The sequence below is a fragment of the Archangium violaceum Cb vi76 genome (genome assembly GCF_000733295.1).
GTDB classification, from domain to species: domain Bacteria; phylum Myxococcota; class Myxococcia; order Myxococcales; family Myxococcaceae; genus Archangium; species Archangium violaceum.
In genome coordinates, this window is the sequence record NZ_JPMI01000069.1 from 1 (window position 1) to 16,397 (window position 16,397).

At 67.3% G+C, this 16,397-nt stretch carries 11 protein-coding genes; 4 read left to right on the forward strand and 7 right to left on the reverse strand.

All coding sequences use genetic code 11. From position 1 onward, the window contains the following. The 6 genes from Q664_RS10770 to Q664_RS10795 all read right to left on the reverse strand — a co-directional run. On the reverse strand, positions 1-3,452 hold a 3,452-nt coding region (locus Q664_RS10770; protein WP_043393161.1), incomplete at its 3' end, for a methylmalonyl-CoA mutase family protein. Between the two features lie 11 nt (positions 3,453-3,463). Further along, positions 3,464-4,438, reverse strand: coding sequence for a hydroxymethylglutaryl-CoA lyase (locus Q664_RS10775; protein ID WP_043393163.1), 975 nt, complete (start codon positions 4,436-4,438; stop codon positions 3,464-3,466). 28 nt (positions 4,439-4,466) lie between these two features. Then, on the reverse strand, positions 4,467-5,237 hold the full coding sequence (locus tag Q664_RS10780) for a class I SAM-dependent methyltransferase (RefSeq protein WP_052517948.1): 771 nt from the start codon (positions 5,235-5,237) through the stop codon (positions 4,467-4,469). A 70-nt stretch (positions 5,238-5,307) separates the two neighbouring features. Further along, positions 5,308-6,504, reverse strand: a complete 1,197-nt coding sequence (locus tag Q664_RS10785; protein ID WP_043393165.1) for an aminotransferase class I/II-fold pyridoxal phosphate-dependent enzyme — start codon at positions 6,502-6,504, stop codon at positions 5,308-5,310. Between the two features lie 16 nt (positions 6,505-6,520). Continuing rightward, entirely contained in the window at positions 6,521-7,468 is a 948-nt protein-coding gene (locus tag Q664_RS10790; RefSeq protein WP_052517944.1) for a phosphatase PAP2 family protein, read from the reverse strand. Beyond that, on the reverse strand, positions 7,465-9,948 hold the full coding sequence (locus Q664_RS10795; RefSeq protein ID WP_043393169.1) for an efflux RND transporter permease subunit: 2,484 nt from the start codon (positions 9,946-9,948) through the stop codon (positions 7,465-7,467). The genes Q664_RS10790 and Q664_RS10795 overlap by 4 nt, the downstream gene beginning before the upstream one ends. 432 nt (positions 9,949-10,380) lie before the next feature. Between Q664_RS10795 and Q664_RS10800 the strand changes: the two genes are divergently transcribed. Beyond that, a complete protein-coding gene (locus Q664_RS10800) occupies positions 10,381-11,922 on the forward strand; it encodes an aminotransferase class I/II-fold pyridoxal phosphate-dependent enzyme (protein WP_043393172.1) in 1,542 nt (513 codons plus the stop codon). Between the two features lie 8 nt (positions 11,923-11,930). Continuing rightward, positions 11,931-13,112, forward strand: coding sequence for a GNAT family N-acetyltransferase (locus Q664_RS10805; RefSeq protein ID WP_043393174.1), 1,182 nt, complete (start codon positions 11,931-11,933; stop codon positions 13,110-13,112). Between the two features lie 32 nt (positions 13,113-13,144). On the opposite strand, the gene Q664_RS10810 is transcribed toward Q664_RS10805, so the two are convergent. Continuing rightward, positions 13,145-13,708 (reverse strand): MlaC/ttg2D family ABC transporter substrate-binding protein, encoded by a 564-nt coding sequence (locus tag Q664_RS10810; RefSeq protein WP_052517945.1) that lies wholly within the window; start codon positions 13,706-13,708, stop codon positions 13,145-13,147. A gap of 205 nt (positions 13,709-13,913) precedes the next feature. On the opposite strand from Q664_RS10810, the gene Q664_RS10815 reads away from it, so the two are divergent. Further along, positions 13,914-14,837: a class I fructose-bisphosphate aldolase gene (locus Q664_RS10815; RefSeq protein ID WP_043393178.1), complete on the forward strand. Its 924-nt coding sequence runs from the start codon at positions 13,914-13,916 to the stop codon at positions 14,835-14,837. Positions 14,838-15,262: 425 nt separating this feature from the next. After that, positions 15,263-16,297, forward strand: a complete 1,035-nt coding sequence (locus Q664_RS10820) for a polyprenyl synthetase family protein (RefSeq protein WP_052517946.1) — start codon at positions 15,263-15,265, stop codon at positions 16,295-16,297. Positions 16,298-16,397 lie beyond the last annotated feature (100 nt).

Genomic DNA, 16,397 nt, shown 5'->3' on the forward strand with positions numbered 1-16,397 from the left:
TACTGCCCGCCCACCTCGTACAGCGCGCGGGAGATCTGGCCCAGCGTGCAGACCTTACAAGCGTCCATCAGCGCGGCGAAGATGTTCCCGTTGTCGAGCGCGGCGCGCTTCACGGCCTTCAGCGCCTCGGGACCGGCCGCCTCGTTGCGCTTCCAGAACGCGTCGCGCGAGCTGATGGCGTAGTCCTTCTCCTCCTTCGTGGCGCGGATGACTTCCGGCGGGATGATCGTCGGAGAGCCCTTGGGATCCAGGAAGGTGTTCACGCCGATGATGGGCAGCGTCCCATCGTGCTTGAGCGTCTCGTAGTAGAGCGACTCCTCCTGGATCTTCGAGCGCTGGTACATGCGCTCCATCGCACCGAGGACACCGCCGCGCTCGGAGATGGAACGGAACTCCGTCAGCACGGCCGCCTCGACCAGGTCCGTCAGCTCCTCGACGATGAAGGAGCCCTGGTTCGGGTTCTCGTTCTTGGAGAGACCGAACTCCTTGTTGATGACGAGCTGGATGGCGAGGGCCCGCCGCACGCTCTCCTCGGTGGGCGTGGTGATGGCCTCGTCGTAGGCGTTGGTGTGCAGCGAGTTGCAGTTGTCGTTGAGCGCCAGCAGGGCCTGCAACGTGGTGCGGATGTCGTTGAAGGCGATCTCCTGGGCGTGGAGGCTCCGGCCAGAAGTCTGGATGTGGTACTTGAGCTTCTGCGAGCGCTCGTTGCCGCCGTACTTGTCACGGAGGGCCTTGGCCCAGATGCGCCGCGCGACGCGCCCGAGCACGGTGTACTCGGGGTCCATGCCGTTGGAGAAGAAGAACGACAGGTTGGGCGCGAAGTCGTCGATGTGCATGCCTCGCGAGAGGTAGTACTCGACGAAGGTGAAGCCGTTGGCCAGGGTGAAGGCCAGCTGGGAGATGGGGTTCGCCCCCGCCTCGGCGATGTGGTAGCCCGAGATGGAGACCGAGTAGAAGTTCCGCACCTTCTGCTCGATGAAGTACTGCTGGATGTCCCCCATCAGCCGCAGGGCGAACTCCGTGGAGAAGATGCAGGTGTTCTGCGCCTGATCCTCCTTGAGGATGTCCGCCTGCACGGTGCCGCGCACGGCCTGCAGCGTGGAGGCGCGGATCTTCTCGTACGTCTCGCGCGGGAGGACCTCGTCGCCGGACACGCCGAGCAGCAACAGGCCCAGGCCGTCGTTGCCCTGGGGCAGCTCGCCCTGGTAGCGCGGCCGGGGAACACCGCGGCGCTGGTAGAGCTCGGCGATCTTCTTCTCCACCTGCTCGGCCTGGCCCTGGGCGCGGATCCACTTCTCGCACTGCTGATCCACCGCGGCGTTGAGGAAGAAGCCGAGCAGCATCGGCGCCGGACCGTTGATGGTCATCGACACCGAGGTGGACGGATCCGCGAGATCGAAGCCCGAGTAGAGCTTCTTCGCATCGTCCACGTTGGCGATGGACACGCCGGAGTTGCCCACCTTGCCGTAGATGTCCGGGCGGTGATCCGGGTCCTCGCCGTAGAGCGTGACCGAGTCGAACGCCGTGGACAGGCGCTTGGCGGGCAGCCCACGCGAGACGTAGTGGAAACGCTTGTTGGTGCGCTCCGGACCCCCCTCCCCCGCGAACATGCGCGCGGGATCCTCGTTCTCACGCTTGAGCGGGAAGACGCCGGCGGTGAACGGGAAGGCACCCGGCGCGTTCTCGCGCAGGAGCCACGTGAGGACATCGCCCCAGTCCTCGTACCTGGGCAGGGCGATCTTGGGGATGCGCAGGTGCGAGAGCGACTCGGTGAAGAGATCGATCTCGATGACCTTCTCGCGCACCTGGTACTGGTACTTGGCCGCGGCGTAGCGGCGCTTCGTGGCCGGCCACTCGTCCAGCAGCCGCTTGCACTCCGGGTGCAGGCGCGACTCCAGGTCCCCGTAGAGCTCCACCAGCTCGGACAGGAAGGCCGGCTCGCCCTCGACGCGCTGGGTGACGTGCACCACGTCCGAGGCGTCGCGGGGCTCGACGATCTCCAGCCGCTTCTTGCCCACGTTGGCGCGCAGCGTCTCGATGGTGCCGTGCAGCTGGTACATGCGCCGGGCGATGGCCGCCTGGGCGCGGACGAACTTGTCGTAGGACTCGCAGGTCTCGACGATCTCCGCGAGGTACCGGGTGCGCTCGGGCGGGATGATCCACTTCTTCTCGCTCATCCCCGGGGTGAGCTCCATGTGCGACTGGAGCGGGGCCCCCGTCTTCCGGACGAGCGTGTCGATGATGGCCCGGTAGAGCTGGTTCATGCCCGGGTCATTGAACTGCGAGGCGATGGTGCCGTAGACGGGCAGCGCGTCGTCCGGCGTGGAGAACGCGTTGTGGTTGCGCTTCCACTGCTTGCGCACGTCCCGCAGCGCGTCCAGCGAGCCCCGCTTGTCGAACTTGTTGATGGCGATCACGTCCGCGAAGTCGAGCATGTCGATCTTCTCGAGCTGCGTCGCCGCGCCGTACTCGGCCGTCATCACGTAGAGCGAGATGTCCGAGTGCTCGGTGATCTCCGTATCGGACTGGCCGATGCCGGACGTCTCCACCACGATGAGATCGAACCCGGCGGCCTTGCAGATCTCGATCGACTCGCCGACGTGCTTGGACAGGGCGAGGTTGCTCTGGCGGGTGGCCATGGAGCGCATGTACACGCGCGGGTTGTCGATCGCGTTCATGCGGATGCGGTCGCCGAGCAGTGCGCCGCCGGACTTGCGCTTGGACGGATCGATGGAGAGCACCGCGAGCGTCTTGTCGGGGAAGTCCGCGAGGAAGCGCCGGACCAGCTCGTCCACGAGGCTCGACTTGCCCGCGCCACCGGTGCCGGTGATGCCGAGCACGGGAACGCGCTGGGCGTTGGCGTTGAGCTTCGTGAGCGCCTCGCGGAGCGCGTCACCCGCGGAGGCGAAGTTCTCCGCGACGGTGATGAGCGAGGCGACCTTGGACGGCTCGCGCTGGGGCAGCGAGGACAGCACGGGCTCGAAGTCCGGCGAGCGCTTCTCGAAGTCGCACTTGGAGATGAGGTCGTCGATCATCCCCTGCAGGCCGAGCGCGCGCCCGTCGTCCGGCGAGTAGATGCGCGTCACGCCGTAGCGGTGGAGCTCCTCGATCTCGGTGGGGAGGATGGTGCCGCCACCGCCGCCGAACACCTTGATGTTCGCGCCGCGCTCGCGCAGCAGGTCGATCATGTACTTGAAGAACTCGACGTGCCCGCCCTGGTACGAGGTGATGGCGATGCCCTGGGCGTCCTCCTGGATGGCGCAGTCGACGATCTCCGCCACGGAGCGGTTGTGCCCCAGGTGGATGATCTCCGCGCCCGAGGACTGCATGAGCCGGCGCATCACGTTGATGGCGGCGTCATGCCCGTCGAAGAGCGAAGCGGCCGTCACGATGCGTACGTGATGCCGGGGCTTGTAGGGCGTGGGGATGGGGTTGGGTTGGGGGTTTCGCATGTGGAATGGCGTCAGGTGGTGGCCCGGCGATTCGCCTTCTTCTCGCGCTCGCCCAGGGCCGCTTGGAGGAACTTGCCCGCGAGCTTCCGGCCGATGAGCTCCTGGGCGACCATGCCCGCCTCGACGAGCTTGTCGAGCTGGATGCCCGTCTTCACGCCCATGCCATGGAGCATGTAGACGAGATCCTCGGTGGCGAGGTTTCCGGCCGCACCCGGGGCATAGGGGCAGCCGCCCAGGCCGCCGATGCTGGCGTCGAAGGTCGTCACGCCCAGTTGCAGGCCGATGAGCGCGTTGGCCAGGGCGGTGCCGCGCGTGTCGTGCAGGTGCAGCGCCAGCTTCTCCACCGGCACGTGCTCGAGCAGCGCGTTCAGCAGGGTCTCCGTCTGCCGCGGCGTCCCCACCCCGATCGTGTCACCCAGGCTGAGCTGGTAGATGCCGCCGTCCACCAGGGCGCGGCTGATCTCCACCACGCGGGAGACGGGCACCTCGCCCTCGTAGGGGCAGCCCCACACCGTGGACAGGTAGCCGCGCACCCGCAGGCCCGCCTTCAGCGCGGCCTCGGTGGTCTGCCGAGCCTCGGCCACCGCCTCGGCGATGGTCTTGTTGATGTTCTTCTTCGAGTGGGCCTCGGACGCGGAGATGAAGACGGCCGCTTCCTCCAGGCCCGCCTCCTTGGCGCGCGTCAGGCCCTTGAGGTTGGGCACCAGCGCCGAGAAGGTGACGCCCTCGCGCCGCCCCACCAGACGCAGCAGCTCCTCCGCGTCGGCGAGCTGCGGAATCCACTTGGGTGACACGAAGGAGGTCACCTCGATGCGCTTCTCCCCCGCCGCGATCAGCGCCTCGATGAGGCGTGCCTTGTCGCGCGTGGGCAGCGTGCGCAATTCGTTCTGCAAGCCGTCCCGAGGCCCCACCTCGTAGACGTCCACCTTCTCCGGCAGATTGCCGAGCCCGGTCACGCGCGGGCGGCGTTTTTCGTTCGAGTCCACTGGACGATGTCCCGCGTCGAGCTTCCGCTCATGTCGAGCTTCCACTCCTGTAATTCACCGTTTCGGATCCCTGGTGCAACCGCAGCCCGGCGCCCACGATGAGATCCATCGATGTGTCCGAGGGCCGCTCCTCCTCCAACCCGCCGTGCACCCAGCACACGGAAAAACCCGTGGCTTCCAACAGCCGCGTCAGATCCGCAAGAGGATAGTAACGAATGGCATAGTGGCCAGACAGAACACGACCATCCGGCATCGTGAGCCTCCTCGTGGCCTCGTCGCGACCACGCACTGCGTCGAACCGGCTCCGCTCCTCGAGCAGGCCGCCGTCCGGCAACCGGGTAGAGAAGGATGCCTCCGGTTGTGACGCCAGGCGCTCGTACGGCACGGTGTGCAGCACCAGCAGGCCGCCGGGCCTCAGGCACCGTGCCACCTCTCGCAGCAGTGCCGCATGCTCCTCGTCCGAGAAGACGAAGAGCGTGGAGTACCAGGCGTACGCCCCCGCCAGGGAGCCCGTCCGGAATGGAAGGGAGCGGAGGTCCGCTCGCACCGCTGGAAATCCGGGCAGCCGCTCCTGGAGGGACAGCGCATCCAGCTCCAGGCCGATGATCCGGTCCGCCAAGGGGCCCCGGGCATTCAGGCGCGCGGCATGCCGGCCATGGCCACAGCCCAGATCCACCACCGGGCCGGGCACCTCGAGCTGCTCGAAGCGCCTCGCGAGGTACGCCACCTCCTTCGCCGTCGTCTCCTCGGAAAGGAACGGCAGTGTGGAGCGGAGGTAGAGTTCGCCGAAGAAGCTCACGGTGTTGGCGCGGGGGTGTAACACCCGGGTGTAGGGGTCGCAAGCCGCCCGGCCCCCGAGCAACCAGGCGTCAGCGGCCCCGAGCCAGCCCCGCCTTCAACCGGCGCACCGCCTCATCCAGCACCGCCTCCGTCTTGCAGAAGGCGAAGCGCACCATCCCCTGCCCCAGGTGCTTGTGCTCGGGACTGTAGAAAACACTCGGAGGGATGGCCGCTACTCCCACCTCCGTCACGAGGTGCCGGCAGAAGGCCACGTCATCCGCGAAGCCCCTGCCCGCGATGTTCGCGATGATGAAGTAGCTGCCCTCGGGCGCATACGCCTCGAGCCCCGCCTCCGCGAGCCCCGCCAGCAGCCGATCCCGCTTGGACAGGTACATGGCGCTCAGCTCCTGGAAGTACGAGTCCGGGAGCCGCAGCGCCGCCGCCGTGGCCGCCTGCAGCGGCGAGGCCGTGGCGAACGTCACGAACTGATGGGCTCGCTGCACCGCGTCACGCAGGGGCGGCGGTGCGATGACCCATCCAATCTTCCACCCGGTGAGGCTGAACGACTTGCCGGCGCTGCTCACCGTCAGCGTCCGGTCCGCCAGAGAGGGCACCAGGGCGGGCCGCACATGACGCGCCGGGCCGAAGAGGATGTGCTCATACACCTCGTCCGAGAGCACCTTCACATCGTGTTCGGCGCACAGGCCGCCGAGGAACTCGAGCTCCTCGCGGGTGAAGACCTTGCCGGTGGGGTTGTGGGGCGAGTTGAGGACGAGCAGCCGCGTGCGGGGACCGAAGGCCGCGCGCACCTCCTCGCGCTCGAACCACCACGTGGTGTGCGAGCCGTCCGGCGGGCGCAGCGGCACGTAGCGCGCCTTCGCCCCGAGGAAGGCGACGTTGGCGTCGTACGAGTCGTAGAAGGGCTCGAAGAGCACCACTTCATCGCCCGGATCCACCAGGCCGAGCATCACGCAGAGGATGGCCTCGGTGGCACCGCTGGTGACGGTCACCATGGTGTCCGGATCGATGCCGGTGTGTCCGTGGAAGCGCGCGCCGTGCTCGGCGATGGCCACGCGCAAGTCCCGCAGGCCGGGGCTGGGAGCGTACTGGTTCACGCCGTCGGTGATGGCCTTGCGAGCGGCCTCCTTCACGGCCTCGGGTCCGTCGAAGTCAGGGAAGCCCTGCCCCAGGTTCATGGCCCCGTGCTCGAGGGCCAGCGCGCTGAACTCGGAGAAGACGGTGGTACCGAGATGGGCCACGCGGCCCGCGAGGATCTGCCTGCTCATGCATACGCTCCCTTGCTCAGGGGCGTACGATAGCGTCCATCGTCACCGGGCGCGCTACGGGATCGCGCCGGGCGAACGTCCGGCTCCACCCCATGGACAGGCCCACCACGGCGATCACCAACGGCACCGCGCACAGCAGATCCGTGGCGTAGTGGAAGCGGCCCACCAGGGTGGCGGCGATGAGCAGCAGGCCCGGCACCAGCATCACCCGGAAGAACCGGGGCGCGAAGCGCAGCGCGTACACGAACACCACCAGCGTGGTCCCCGTATGGCCCGAGGGGAAGCAGTCCCGCGTGAAGGGCGGCAGGCGCATCACCGAGTCCAGGAAGGACGTCACCCACAATCCCTGGAGCGGCTTGTCGAAAGCGGAGAAGAGGAAGTAGCGCGGGCCGATGGCCGGCACCAGCGCGTAGAACAGGTAGTTGAAGGTGAAGAAGAGGCTGAGGGCCAGCAGGTACTCGTCGAAGCCCTCCCGGCGGCCGGTGAAGTACAGCACCACGCCCAGCATCAACGGCCAGACGAAGTGGCCGTAGTAGCAGATCATCAGGATGTCGGTGAGCCAGGGCGGCACCAGGTGCCCGAGCACCACCGAGGCCTGGAAGCCGAACAGCCGCTGATCCAAGGCGACGAGCTGGGCATCGCGCAGCACCGGGGTGACGGCGGTCACCAGGGGGCTGAGCACCCCGTGGCTGAGGCTGAGCACCGGCAGCAGCCAGAAGTTGGCCGCGAAGGCCACCAGCCGGTGCCGGGGGAAATAGGACTCCAGGGTGCGCAGGACCAGGGGGCCGAGCGCGAAGATGGCGAAGTGAACGGCGGACCTCGTGGAGCCAGGAGCCCAGCTCGCTGGCCCCAGGAGCGTCAGAGCGGCGAATGCGCACGAGACGACGATGACGACGTCGACTGCTCGCAGGTGGACGTTCCTGACGCCCGCTCGGGCGCGCTCATACGAGGTCCAAGCGTTCACGCAGACTTACGCTCCCCCGGTTCCGCGGCGGGTTCCTTCACGCCGATGTCCAGGCTCCGAATCATGCCCCCACCCTTCTTCCGGTCCTTCCAACGCTCCAGCAAGGCGAGCATCGCCGGGAAGAAAACCGTTGTACCCAGGAAGGTGCACATCACCCCCAGAAGTGCAATCTGTCCGATGGACCGCAATCCGGCGTGATGGGAGATCAACAGAGCCCCATAACCGGCCGCGTTGGACAGCGTGGCCACCACCGCCGCGAAGCCCGTATTGCGCACCACATGGCCGAGCGAGCCAGGGCCCTCTTCCTCGTAGCGGTGGAAGAGGTGCACCGAGTTGTCCACGGCGATGGCGAGCAGATTGGGGAGCACCACGGCGTTGATGAAGTTCAGCTGCACATCGAAGAGGTACATGCCTCCAGCCAGGCACAACATGCCCAGGAACAGAGGGCCCGCCACCAGGCAGGCACGCTTGAAGCTGCGCAGGCTGAGGAGGATCGTCAAGAACACCACCGACGCGGCCGCCCAGAGGATGAAGGGGCCGTCCCCCCGCACCATCGAGAAGATGCGGGCGGCGATCCGATTGCTATCCAACACCGCGAGATCCACGCCCCGGGCCTTCGCACCGGTGATGACCTCGTCCAGCTGCGCGGCCCACGCCGACAGCTCCCGCGTGTCGTGGTTGGACACCGAGGGGAACAGCAACAGGAACATGCCCTTGCCGTCCTGCGCCTCGAAGCGGCGGCGCACCTCGACGGGAAGCTGCTCCGCCCCATACGGCTGGGCCTCCAGCATCTTCTTCACGTTCTCCAGGCGCGGATCCTTCTGGGCCTCCTCGGGCAACTTCTCCAGCGTCGCGCGCAGGGCGGCGAGCTGCTCCTGATGCCCCGGCACGTCCTGGGGCAGCAGCTCGTTGAGCGAGGCGTACTGCTTGAAGGTGGACTCCGCGCCGTGCCGCGTCTTCACCTCGGTGATGACTTCCTCGACCACCTGGGCCTGCTTCAGGTCGTCCACCAGGAGGATGGCCGGATTGAGGTGCGTGCCGAGCTGCGCGCTGATGTGGTCATCGAGCACGACCGAGGGCGACTCGCCCCGGAGCTTGCGCATGTTCGTCTCGAAGCCGATGCGCGGCAGCACGTAGACGGAGTACGCCGCGAAGCCGAGCACCGCCACCAGCAGGCCCGCGATGACGGACGTGGGCCAGCGCTTGTGGGACGTGGGCGGCACCTGCTTCGCCGGAGCCTCGGGCGCGTGGACCTCGGCCGCCTTGCGCCCACCCGGACGCAGACGCTCGGCGAGCACCAGCAGCGCCGGGCCCAGCCCGTACGCCACCAGCACCGCCATCAGCACGCCCACGCCAGCCAGCAGACCGAACTGCTTGAAGGCCTCGAACTGGGCGAACACGAGCACGAAGAAGGCCGCCGCGTTCGTCAGCGCCGAGGTGAGCGCTCCGGCGAAGGTGCCCCGCACGGCCTCGCCCAGCGCCTCGGCGGCCGGGTGCTCGCGCCGCTCCTCCCAGTAGCGCATGGCCAGGTGGATGCCGTACTCCAGGCCCAGGCCGATGAGGATGGCCACCAGGAAGCCCGTGACGATGTTGAGGTGGCCGATGGCCAGCTCCGCGAAGGCGAACGTCAGCGACACGCCGAAGACGACGGGCACGCCCACCACCGCCAGCGCCCACAGCCGCCGCGTGGCCAGCAGGATGATGCCCACCGCCATGATCGCCGAGAGGATGGCGGCGCGCGACAGATCCTTGCGCATCACCACGTCTTCCTCGATGCGGGCCTGGAAGGCGCCAGCGTAGTCCAGCGTCACTCCGGGGAAGCCCTGGGCCACCTCGGCGGACACGCGCTGCACGTCCTCCACCAGCTTCTGCGCGAAGACGATGTCGCCCGCGGTGCCGCCCGGCTTCACCATCAGGTACACCTCGGAGCCGTCCGCGCTGCCGAGGTACTCACGCATGGGCGTGTCCGGGCTGTACTTCTTGACGATGGCGTCGAAGTCCGGCGGCGCGTCCGCCTCGTCGAGCAGATCCACCGCGATGGCCTGCTGCTTCTCGTAGCGCAGCCGCGCGTCCACGTCCGCGCGCAGCTCCTTCAGCTTCTCCGTGGGCAGCAGCAGCAGGCCGCGCTCCTCGAAGAAGCCCACGTCGAAGTGGTTCTCCACGTAGCGGACCTCGGGAAGCGTCTCGAGCTTCCGGGACAGCGCGTTGGAGAGCTCCCGCAGCTTCTCGGGCGCGGCGCCGCGCGCGCGCACCACGAGGTAGCCGTCACCGCCGGCCTTCTGGGCCACCCGGTTCAGGTCCTGGACCTCCTGGGTCTCGCTGGGCAGCAGCTCCACGAAGGAGCCGCGGAAGTCCAGCCGTCCAGCCAGCAGCGCGCCGCCGAGCGCCAACACCGTGAACGCCAGCAGCACCCGCCAGGGCCGCGCGAGCGTTCCCCGGATGAAGGCCTCGGACCCACGCCGTCGAAGAGAGTCAGCCACGCATTTCCCCAGTGGAAGGAGGCCCGCCAGAAAGCAGACTTCCCGCCCCCTGTCACGGCCTCAACGAATCTGGGAACGAACACCCCCCAGCCTGGAAGCCTTCCACCCCGTGTGGGGGAGCCATCCGTGTGACATCCCCCCCTGAACCAGGGCACCCGGATCCCGGTTGTGCAACCGGTTGCGCACTCGCCTGCCCTGCATCGGGAATAACCGCAGGTGTCAACTCCTACCCGGGGATTCCCGGCCAACCCCGGGGCTCGCGGGCCACGGTCCGTGTCTTGACACTCGAAGGTCGACTCAATAATGACGGCGACTCCTAGCCCCCCGAGGAGGAGGTCGCGCGCTTGTGGTGCCCCGGATCGGAGAGAACACCGCAAGAAGCGCGCCCTGGAGATCCGCGGAGGCGGAGCTCCCCCATGAGAGAAGAGCGCCATGAGTGACGTATTCGAGAAGTGCCGGAGCTGGAAGGACTACCGCATCGCCAAGGCCACGGGACTCTATCCCTACTACCGGGCGATCGAGGAGTCGTACGGTGCCACCGAGGTCCAGATCGAGGGTCGCCGTATCATCATGGTGGGCTCGAACAACTACCTGGGACTGAGCGCGGACCCCCGGGTGAAGGAAGCGGCCATCAAGGCGGTGGAGCGCTACGGCACCACGTGCTCCGGCTCGCGTCTGCTCAACGGCACCCTGGCGCTGCACGAGGAGTTAGAGCAGCGGCTGGCGAAGTTCCTCAACCGCGAGGCCGCGGTGGTCATCTCCACCGGCTTCCAGACGAACCTGGCGCTCTCCTCCATCCTGGGCCGCCACGACATCGTCTTCGCGGACCGGCAGAACCACGCCTCGCTGGTGGATGGCATCCGGCTGTCCTTCGCCACCGAGCGCAAGTTCCGTCACAACGACCTGGAGCACCTCGAGCAGCTGCTGCAGCAGGCCGCCGAGAAGGAGCCCAAGGCCGGGAAGATCATCATCACCGACGGCGTGTTCTCCATGGAGGGAGACGTCTGCAACCTGCCCCGCATCGTGGAGCTGGCGCAGAAGTACGGCGCGCGGGTGATGACGGATGACGCCCACGCCATGGGCGTGCTGGGCGAGAAGGGCCGCGGCACCTCGGAGTACTTCGGCCTGGAGAAGGAGACGGACCTCGTCATGGGGACGTTCTCCAAGAGCTTCGCCTCGCTGGGCGGCGTGCTGGCGGGCCCCTCGGACGTCATCAACTACATCCGCCACAAGTCGCGCTCGGTCATCTTCTCCGCGTCCATGACGCCGGCCTCCATCGCCTCCGCGCTCAAGGCGCTGGAGATCATCGAGGCCGAGCCGCAGCGGCGCGCGCGGCTGCTGGACATCGCCGAGAAGATGCACAACGGCTTCCGGGCCATGGGCTTCGACACGGGCGTGTCGGTGACGCCGGTGGTGCCGGTGCACATTGGCGATCAGGTGAAGTGCTTCCGCTTCTGGAAGGCGCTGCACGAGGCGGGTGTGTTCGCCAACCCGGTGATTCCGCCCGCGGTGGAGGCGGGCCACGCCCTCATCCGCACCAGCTACATGGCCACGCACACGGACGAGCAGCTGGATCGGGTGCTCGACATCTTCGAGCAGATTGGCAAGAAGATGGACGTCATCCCCCAGACGCGGCCCTCCACGTACACCCCGGTGCAGATCGCCCGCCCGGGCACGATGGTGCGCAACAACAAGGCCTCGGAGAAGTGGGCCGCCGCCAGTGAGGGCCACAACAGCCACAACGGCTTCACGCTGGATCAGCTCTCGCGCATGTCCTCGCGCGAGGTGGCCGGCAGGCTGTTCGACGCGGTGGAGACGCTCACCTGGCGCGCCGCCAACCTCCAGCCGGAAGACATCCGCAAGCTGGGCCAGATGCCAATGAAGCTCTGGGAGAAGCGCGCGAACATCCCCGGCATCCTGCTGGAGAAGGGCGCCAACTTCTTCATCCGCAACGGGCACGAGGACAGGAGCTAGGACACCCCATGGCCGCCGCCGCCGAGATGCAGAACACCGATTCCAAGCAGCCTCCCCTGCCCTCCGACGTGGAAGTGACTCCCGTCCGGAGCTCGGCGGACCGTACGGCCTTCATCCGCCTCACCTACTCCATCTACGAGGGCGACCCGAACTTCGTGCCGCACCTGGAGATGGAGCGCCGGGACTTCATGGACCCGAAGAAGCACCCCTTCTTCGAGTTCGGCGAGGTGGAGTTCTTCCTCGCCCGCCGGGCCGGGAAGACGGTGGGGCGCATCGCGGCGGTGAGCAACCCCCGCTACAACGAGTTCCAGGGCACCAACGTCGGCTTCTTCGGCCTCTTCGAGTGCGTGAACGACGCCGGCGTGGCCCGCGCCCTCTTCGAGAAGGCCGCCGAGTGGCTGCGCGCCAAGGGCTTCACCTCGGTGATCGGCCCGATGAGCTACTCCACCAACGGTGAGGTGGGCCTGCTCATCGAGGGGTTCAACACCCCGCCGGCCATCATGACGACGTACAACCCGTCCTGGTACGCCGCCCTCATCGAGGCCAACGGCTTCACCAAGGCCAAGGATCTGTACGCCTGGGAGCTCTCCTCCTCCACTCCGCCTCCGGAGAAGGTGGCGCGCATCGCGGAGAAGATCCGCCAGCGCGAGGGCGTCACGGTGCGCCCGGTGAACCTCAAGGATTTCGACGCCGAGGTGGCCCGGGTGAAGACGATGTACAACTCGGCCTGGGAGAAGAACTGGGGCTTCGTCCCGATGACGGAGGGCGAGTTCGACCACCTGGCGCGCGATCTCAAGCAGATGGTGCGGCCGGAGCTGGCGCTGGTGGCCGAGGTGAAGGGCGAGCCCGTGGGCTTCGCGCTCACCATCCCCGACGCCAACGAGGCCATCAAGGCCGCCAACGGCCGGCTCACCACCTTCGGCCTGCCCATCGGGCTCGCGAAGCTGCTGCTGGCCACGCGCCGCATCCGCCGGCTGCGCCTCGTCCTGCTGGGCACCGTCGAGGGCTACCGGCGCCGCGGCCTGGATGCCATCCTCTACCTGGACACGCTCAACAAGGCGCGCGAGCTGGGCTACGAGGGCGGAGAGATCTCCTGGACGCTCGAGGACAACCACCTCGTCAACCGCGCCATCGAGTCCATGGGCGGCAAGCAGTCCAAGCGGTACCGCGTCTACGAGAAGCCCCTGTAGGGGCGGGCACGTGGACGCGGCCCGGGCGGGCGCTACTCGAGGGACTTCTCGAGCTGCGCCCGCTTGGACTTCAGGGTGGTCAACAGCCCGTCGAAGCCCTTGTTGGCGAGGATCTTCCGGAACTGGCCCTGGTACGTCTCCAGCAGCGAGATGTCATCCGTGACGATGTCGTAGATGCGCCACTCGCTCTTGTCGTTCGCGCGGAAGAGCTTGTAGCGCACGGGCAGCCGATCCCGGCTCATGATGACCTTGGTGTCCACGGTGGCCTCGTTGCCCTGGATGGACTCCTGGCCGTACTGGATCAGCGCCCTCCCCTGGCTGAACGCCTTCTGGGCGTAGGAGGCGCGCAACAGCCCCTGCATCGTCTCCGAGAAGTCCTTGCGCTGGGCGGGCGTCAGCTTGTCCCACGTCCCGCCGAGGGCCCTCTTGGACAGCTCGCCCCAGTCCACGAAGCGAGCCACCGCCTTGGAGAGCTGCTCCGGGGTGCCCCCCTTGGACGTGATGATCTTCTGGACCTCGGCGTTGCCCGACTTCACGACCTCGAGCGGAGCGGGTGCCGCGGCGAACAGCACGGCGGCGAGCAGGGAAGCGAACATAGGCGATGTGACTCCGGAACGATGATGGGACCGACCAGAGGGATGACCCTCCAGGGCGCGAACTTATTCACGAGGCCACCGCGTGATCTCCGAGCGTTCGCGTCGCGACGAAGCTACGAATGATCTGCTTGGTACATGGCGCGCGCATGGGCAGAATCCGACCCGCCAAGTCAAGGGGGCCTTCCGCCCCCAACCCGAGGAGCACATGGCGTATACCGACCGCGTCAAGCAGATCCTCTCGTGGTACCCCTCCGATAACCCCGGCACGCTGACCAACCTGGCCCGCCTGCTCAACACCGGTACGCTCGCCGGCACCGGCAAGATGGTCATCCTCCCGGTGGACCAGGGCTTCGAGCACGGCCCGGCCCGCTCCTTCGCCCCCAACCCGGCGGGGTACGATCCGGACTACCACATCCAGCTCGCCATCGACTCCGGCTGCAACGCCTACGCCGCGCCCCTGGGCTTCCTGGAGTCCGTGGCCGGCAAGTACGCCGGTGAGATCCCGCTGATCCTCAAGCTCAACAACTCGGACACGCTGGGCAAGCCCGAGCACCCCATGTCCGCCGTCACCGGCTCCGTGAAGGACGCGGTGCGCCTGGGCTGCGTGGCCATCGGCTACACCATCTACCCGGGCTCCGGTTACCGCAACGAGCAGTACGAGGCCCTGCGCGATCTGATCGCCGAGGCCAAGGATCACGGCCTCCCCACGGTGCTCTGGGCCTACCCGCGCGGCAGCATCTCCAAGGAGGGTGAGCAGGCCATCGACGTGATCTCCTACGCGGCGCAGATCAGCGCGCAGCTCGGCGCCCACGTCATCAAGGTCAAGCCGCCCAAGGACTTCCTGGAGCAGGCCGAGGCCAAGAAGGTCTACGAGAAGTTCAACATCCCCACCAAGACCATGTCCGACCGCATCCGCGACGTGGTGAAGTCCGCCTTCAACGGCAAGCGCATCGTCATCTTCTCTGGCGGTGAGTCCAAGACCACCGAGGACCTCCTGGAGGAGATCCGTCAGATCGCCGCGGGCGGCGGTTTCGGCTCCATCATGGGCCGCAATGCCTTCCAGCGCCCCCATGACGAGTCGGTGAAGCTGCTGAAGGACGTGATGAACATCTTCAAGAACGCCAAGTAATTCCACCCCTGGCGGATCCGAGCGGCCGACGTCCTTTTGGACCGGCCGCTCTTTTTCCATGAGGATGTACAAACAGGGGGGTGAGTCAGAAAAGACATCTGGGTAAATCAAGACCCGTTACGTCTTTTTCCCTCTGAGAGGCTTCCGTCTCTCCTCAAACGGCAATATTTCTCCACGAGATTCCACGATTGCCTGTATAAAAGTTTTCTGATATTAAAATCCGTAAGAATATCCATGGGGCTTGCCCGACCCCCCAAGCTGCACAGCCCCGGAGGTTCGCTATGCTGACGTTGGTTGCCGCTGTCCAGGATACGATGCCGACGCGCGGAACCTCGGGTGACACCTCCCCCGTCATGAAAGAGCGGAAGTCTCCACAGGCCGGGCCTCCGGCGGCAGAGCAGCAACAGTCTGCGTCCCCGTCGCCCGTGGACTTCGTGTCCTGGGCCAAGACGGTGCAGTACCAGACGCAGGTGGTGCTGCATCAGATCCTGGAGCTCGAGGACGAGCGGCACCTGGATCCGGCATGGAACAAGGTGCTGGAGCAGGTGCGCAGCTACAGCCTGCGTCCCTCCAAGCGCATCCGTCCGGGCCTGGTGCTCGTGGGCTACGCGCTGGGGCGCGGCGACACGCGGGCGCCCTCGGGTCTGTGGCGGTTCGCGGCGGCCACCGAGCTGCTGCACACCTTCATGCTGATCCACGATGACGTCGCGGATCAGGCGGACACGCGCCGCGGCGGCGCCGCGCTCCACAAGATGCTCGGCGAGGGCAGGCTCGGGGAGAACCTGGCGATCGTGATCGGAGATCACCTCTATGGGCGCTCGCTCGAGGTGATGCTGGGCTGCAACCTGCCGGACGCGGACGTGGCCACGCGCTACTTCCTCAAGGTGTGCCGCTACACCGCCGCCGGGCAGTACATGGACATCCGGCTGCCGCACCAGCCGCTGGCCGAGCTGTCCATCTACAACGCGCTGCGCGTGGCCTACCTGAAGACGGCCCTCTACGGCTTCACCGCGCCGCTCGTGTGCGGGGCGATGCTCTCCGGCGGGGATCCGGAGCTGATCAACAAGCTGGAGCGTTTCGGCCGCTACGTGGGCACCGCCTACCAGCTTCGCGACGACCTGCTCGGCCTGTACGGGCAGTCCTCCGTGGTGGGCAAGCCGACGGACTCGGACCTCGCGCAGGGCAAGCGCACCTTCCCGCTGCTGGCCGCCTACCTGCGCGCCACGCCCGAGGCCCGCCAGGAGCTGGAGACGCTCTGCATCCCCGGCCCCAAGGACGAGACGATGCTGCAGCGCGCCCGTGAGCTCGTGGAGCAGCACGAGGGCCGCGCCGCCACCGAGCGTCTCATCGAGCGCTCCACCAACGCCGCCTCCCGCATCCTCCACAGCCTGCCCGAGGCCGGCGGCCTCAAGCAGATGCTGCGCGATCTGCTCCAGATGCTGATGATCCGCGAGGCCTGAGCGGCGACGCCCCGAGCGTCGCCCCGGCCGTCCGCGGACACCCTCCCCCGTCACCCTCTCCTCGAGCTGAGCGAGACACACCTCGCCCGTGGGGATGGCG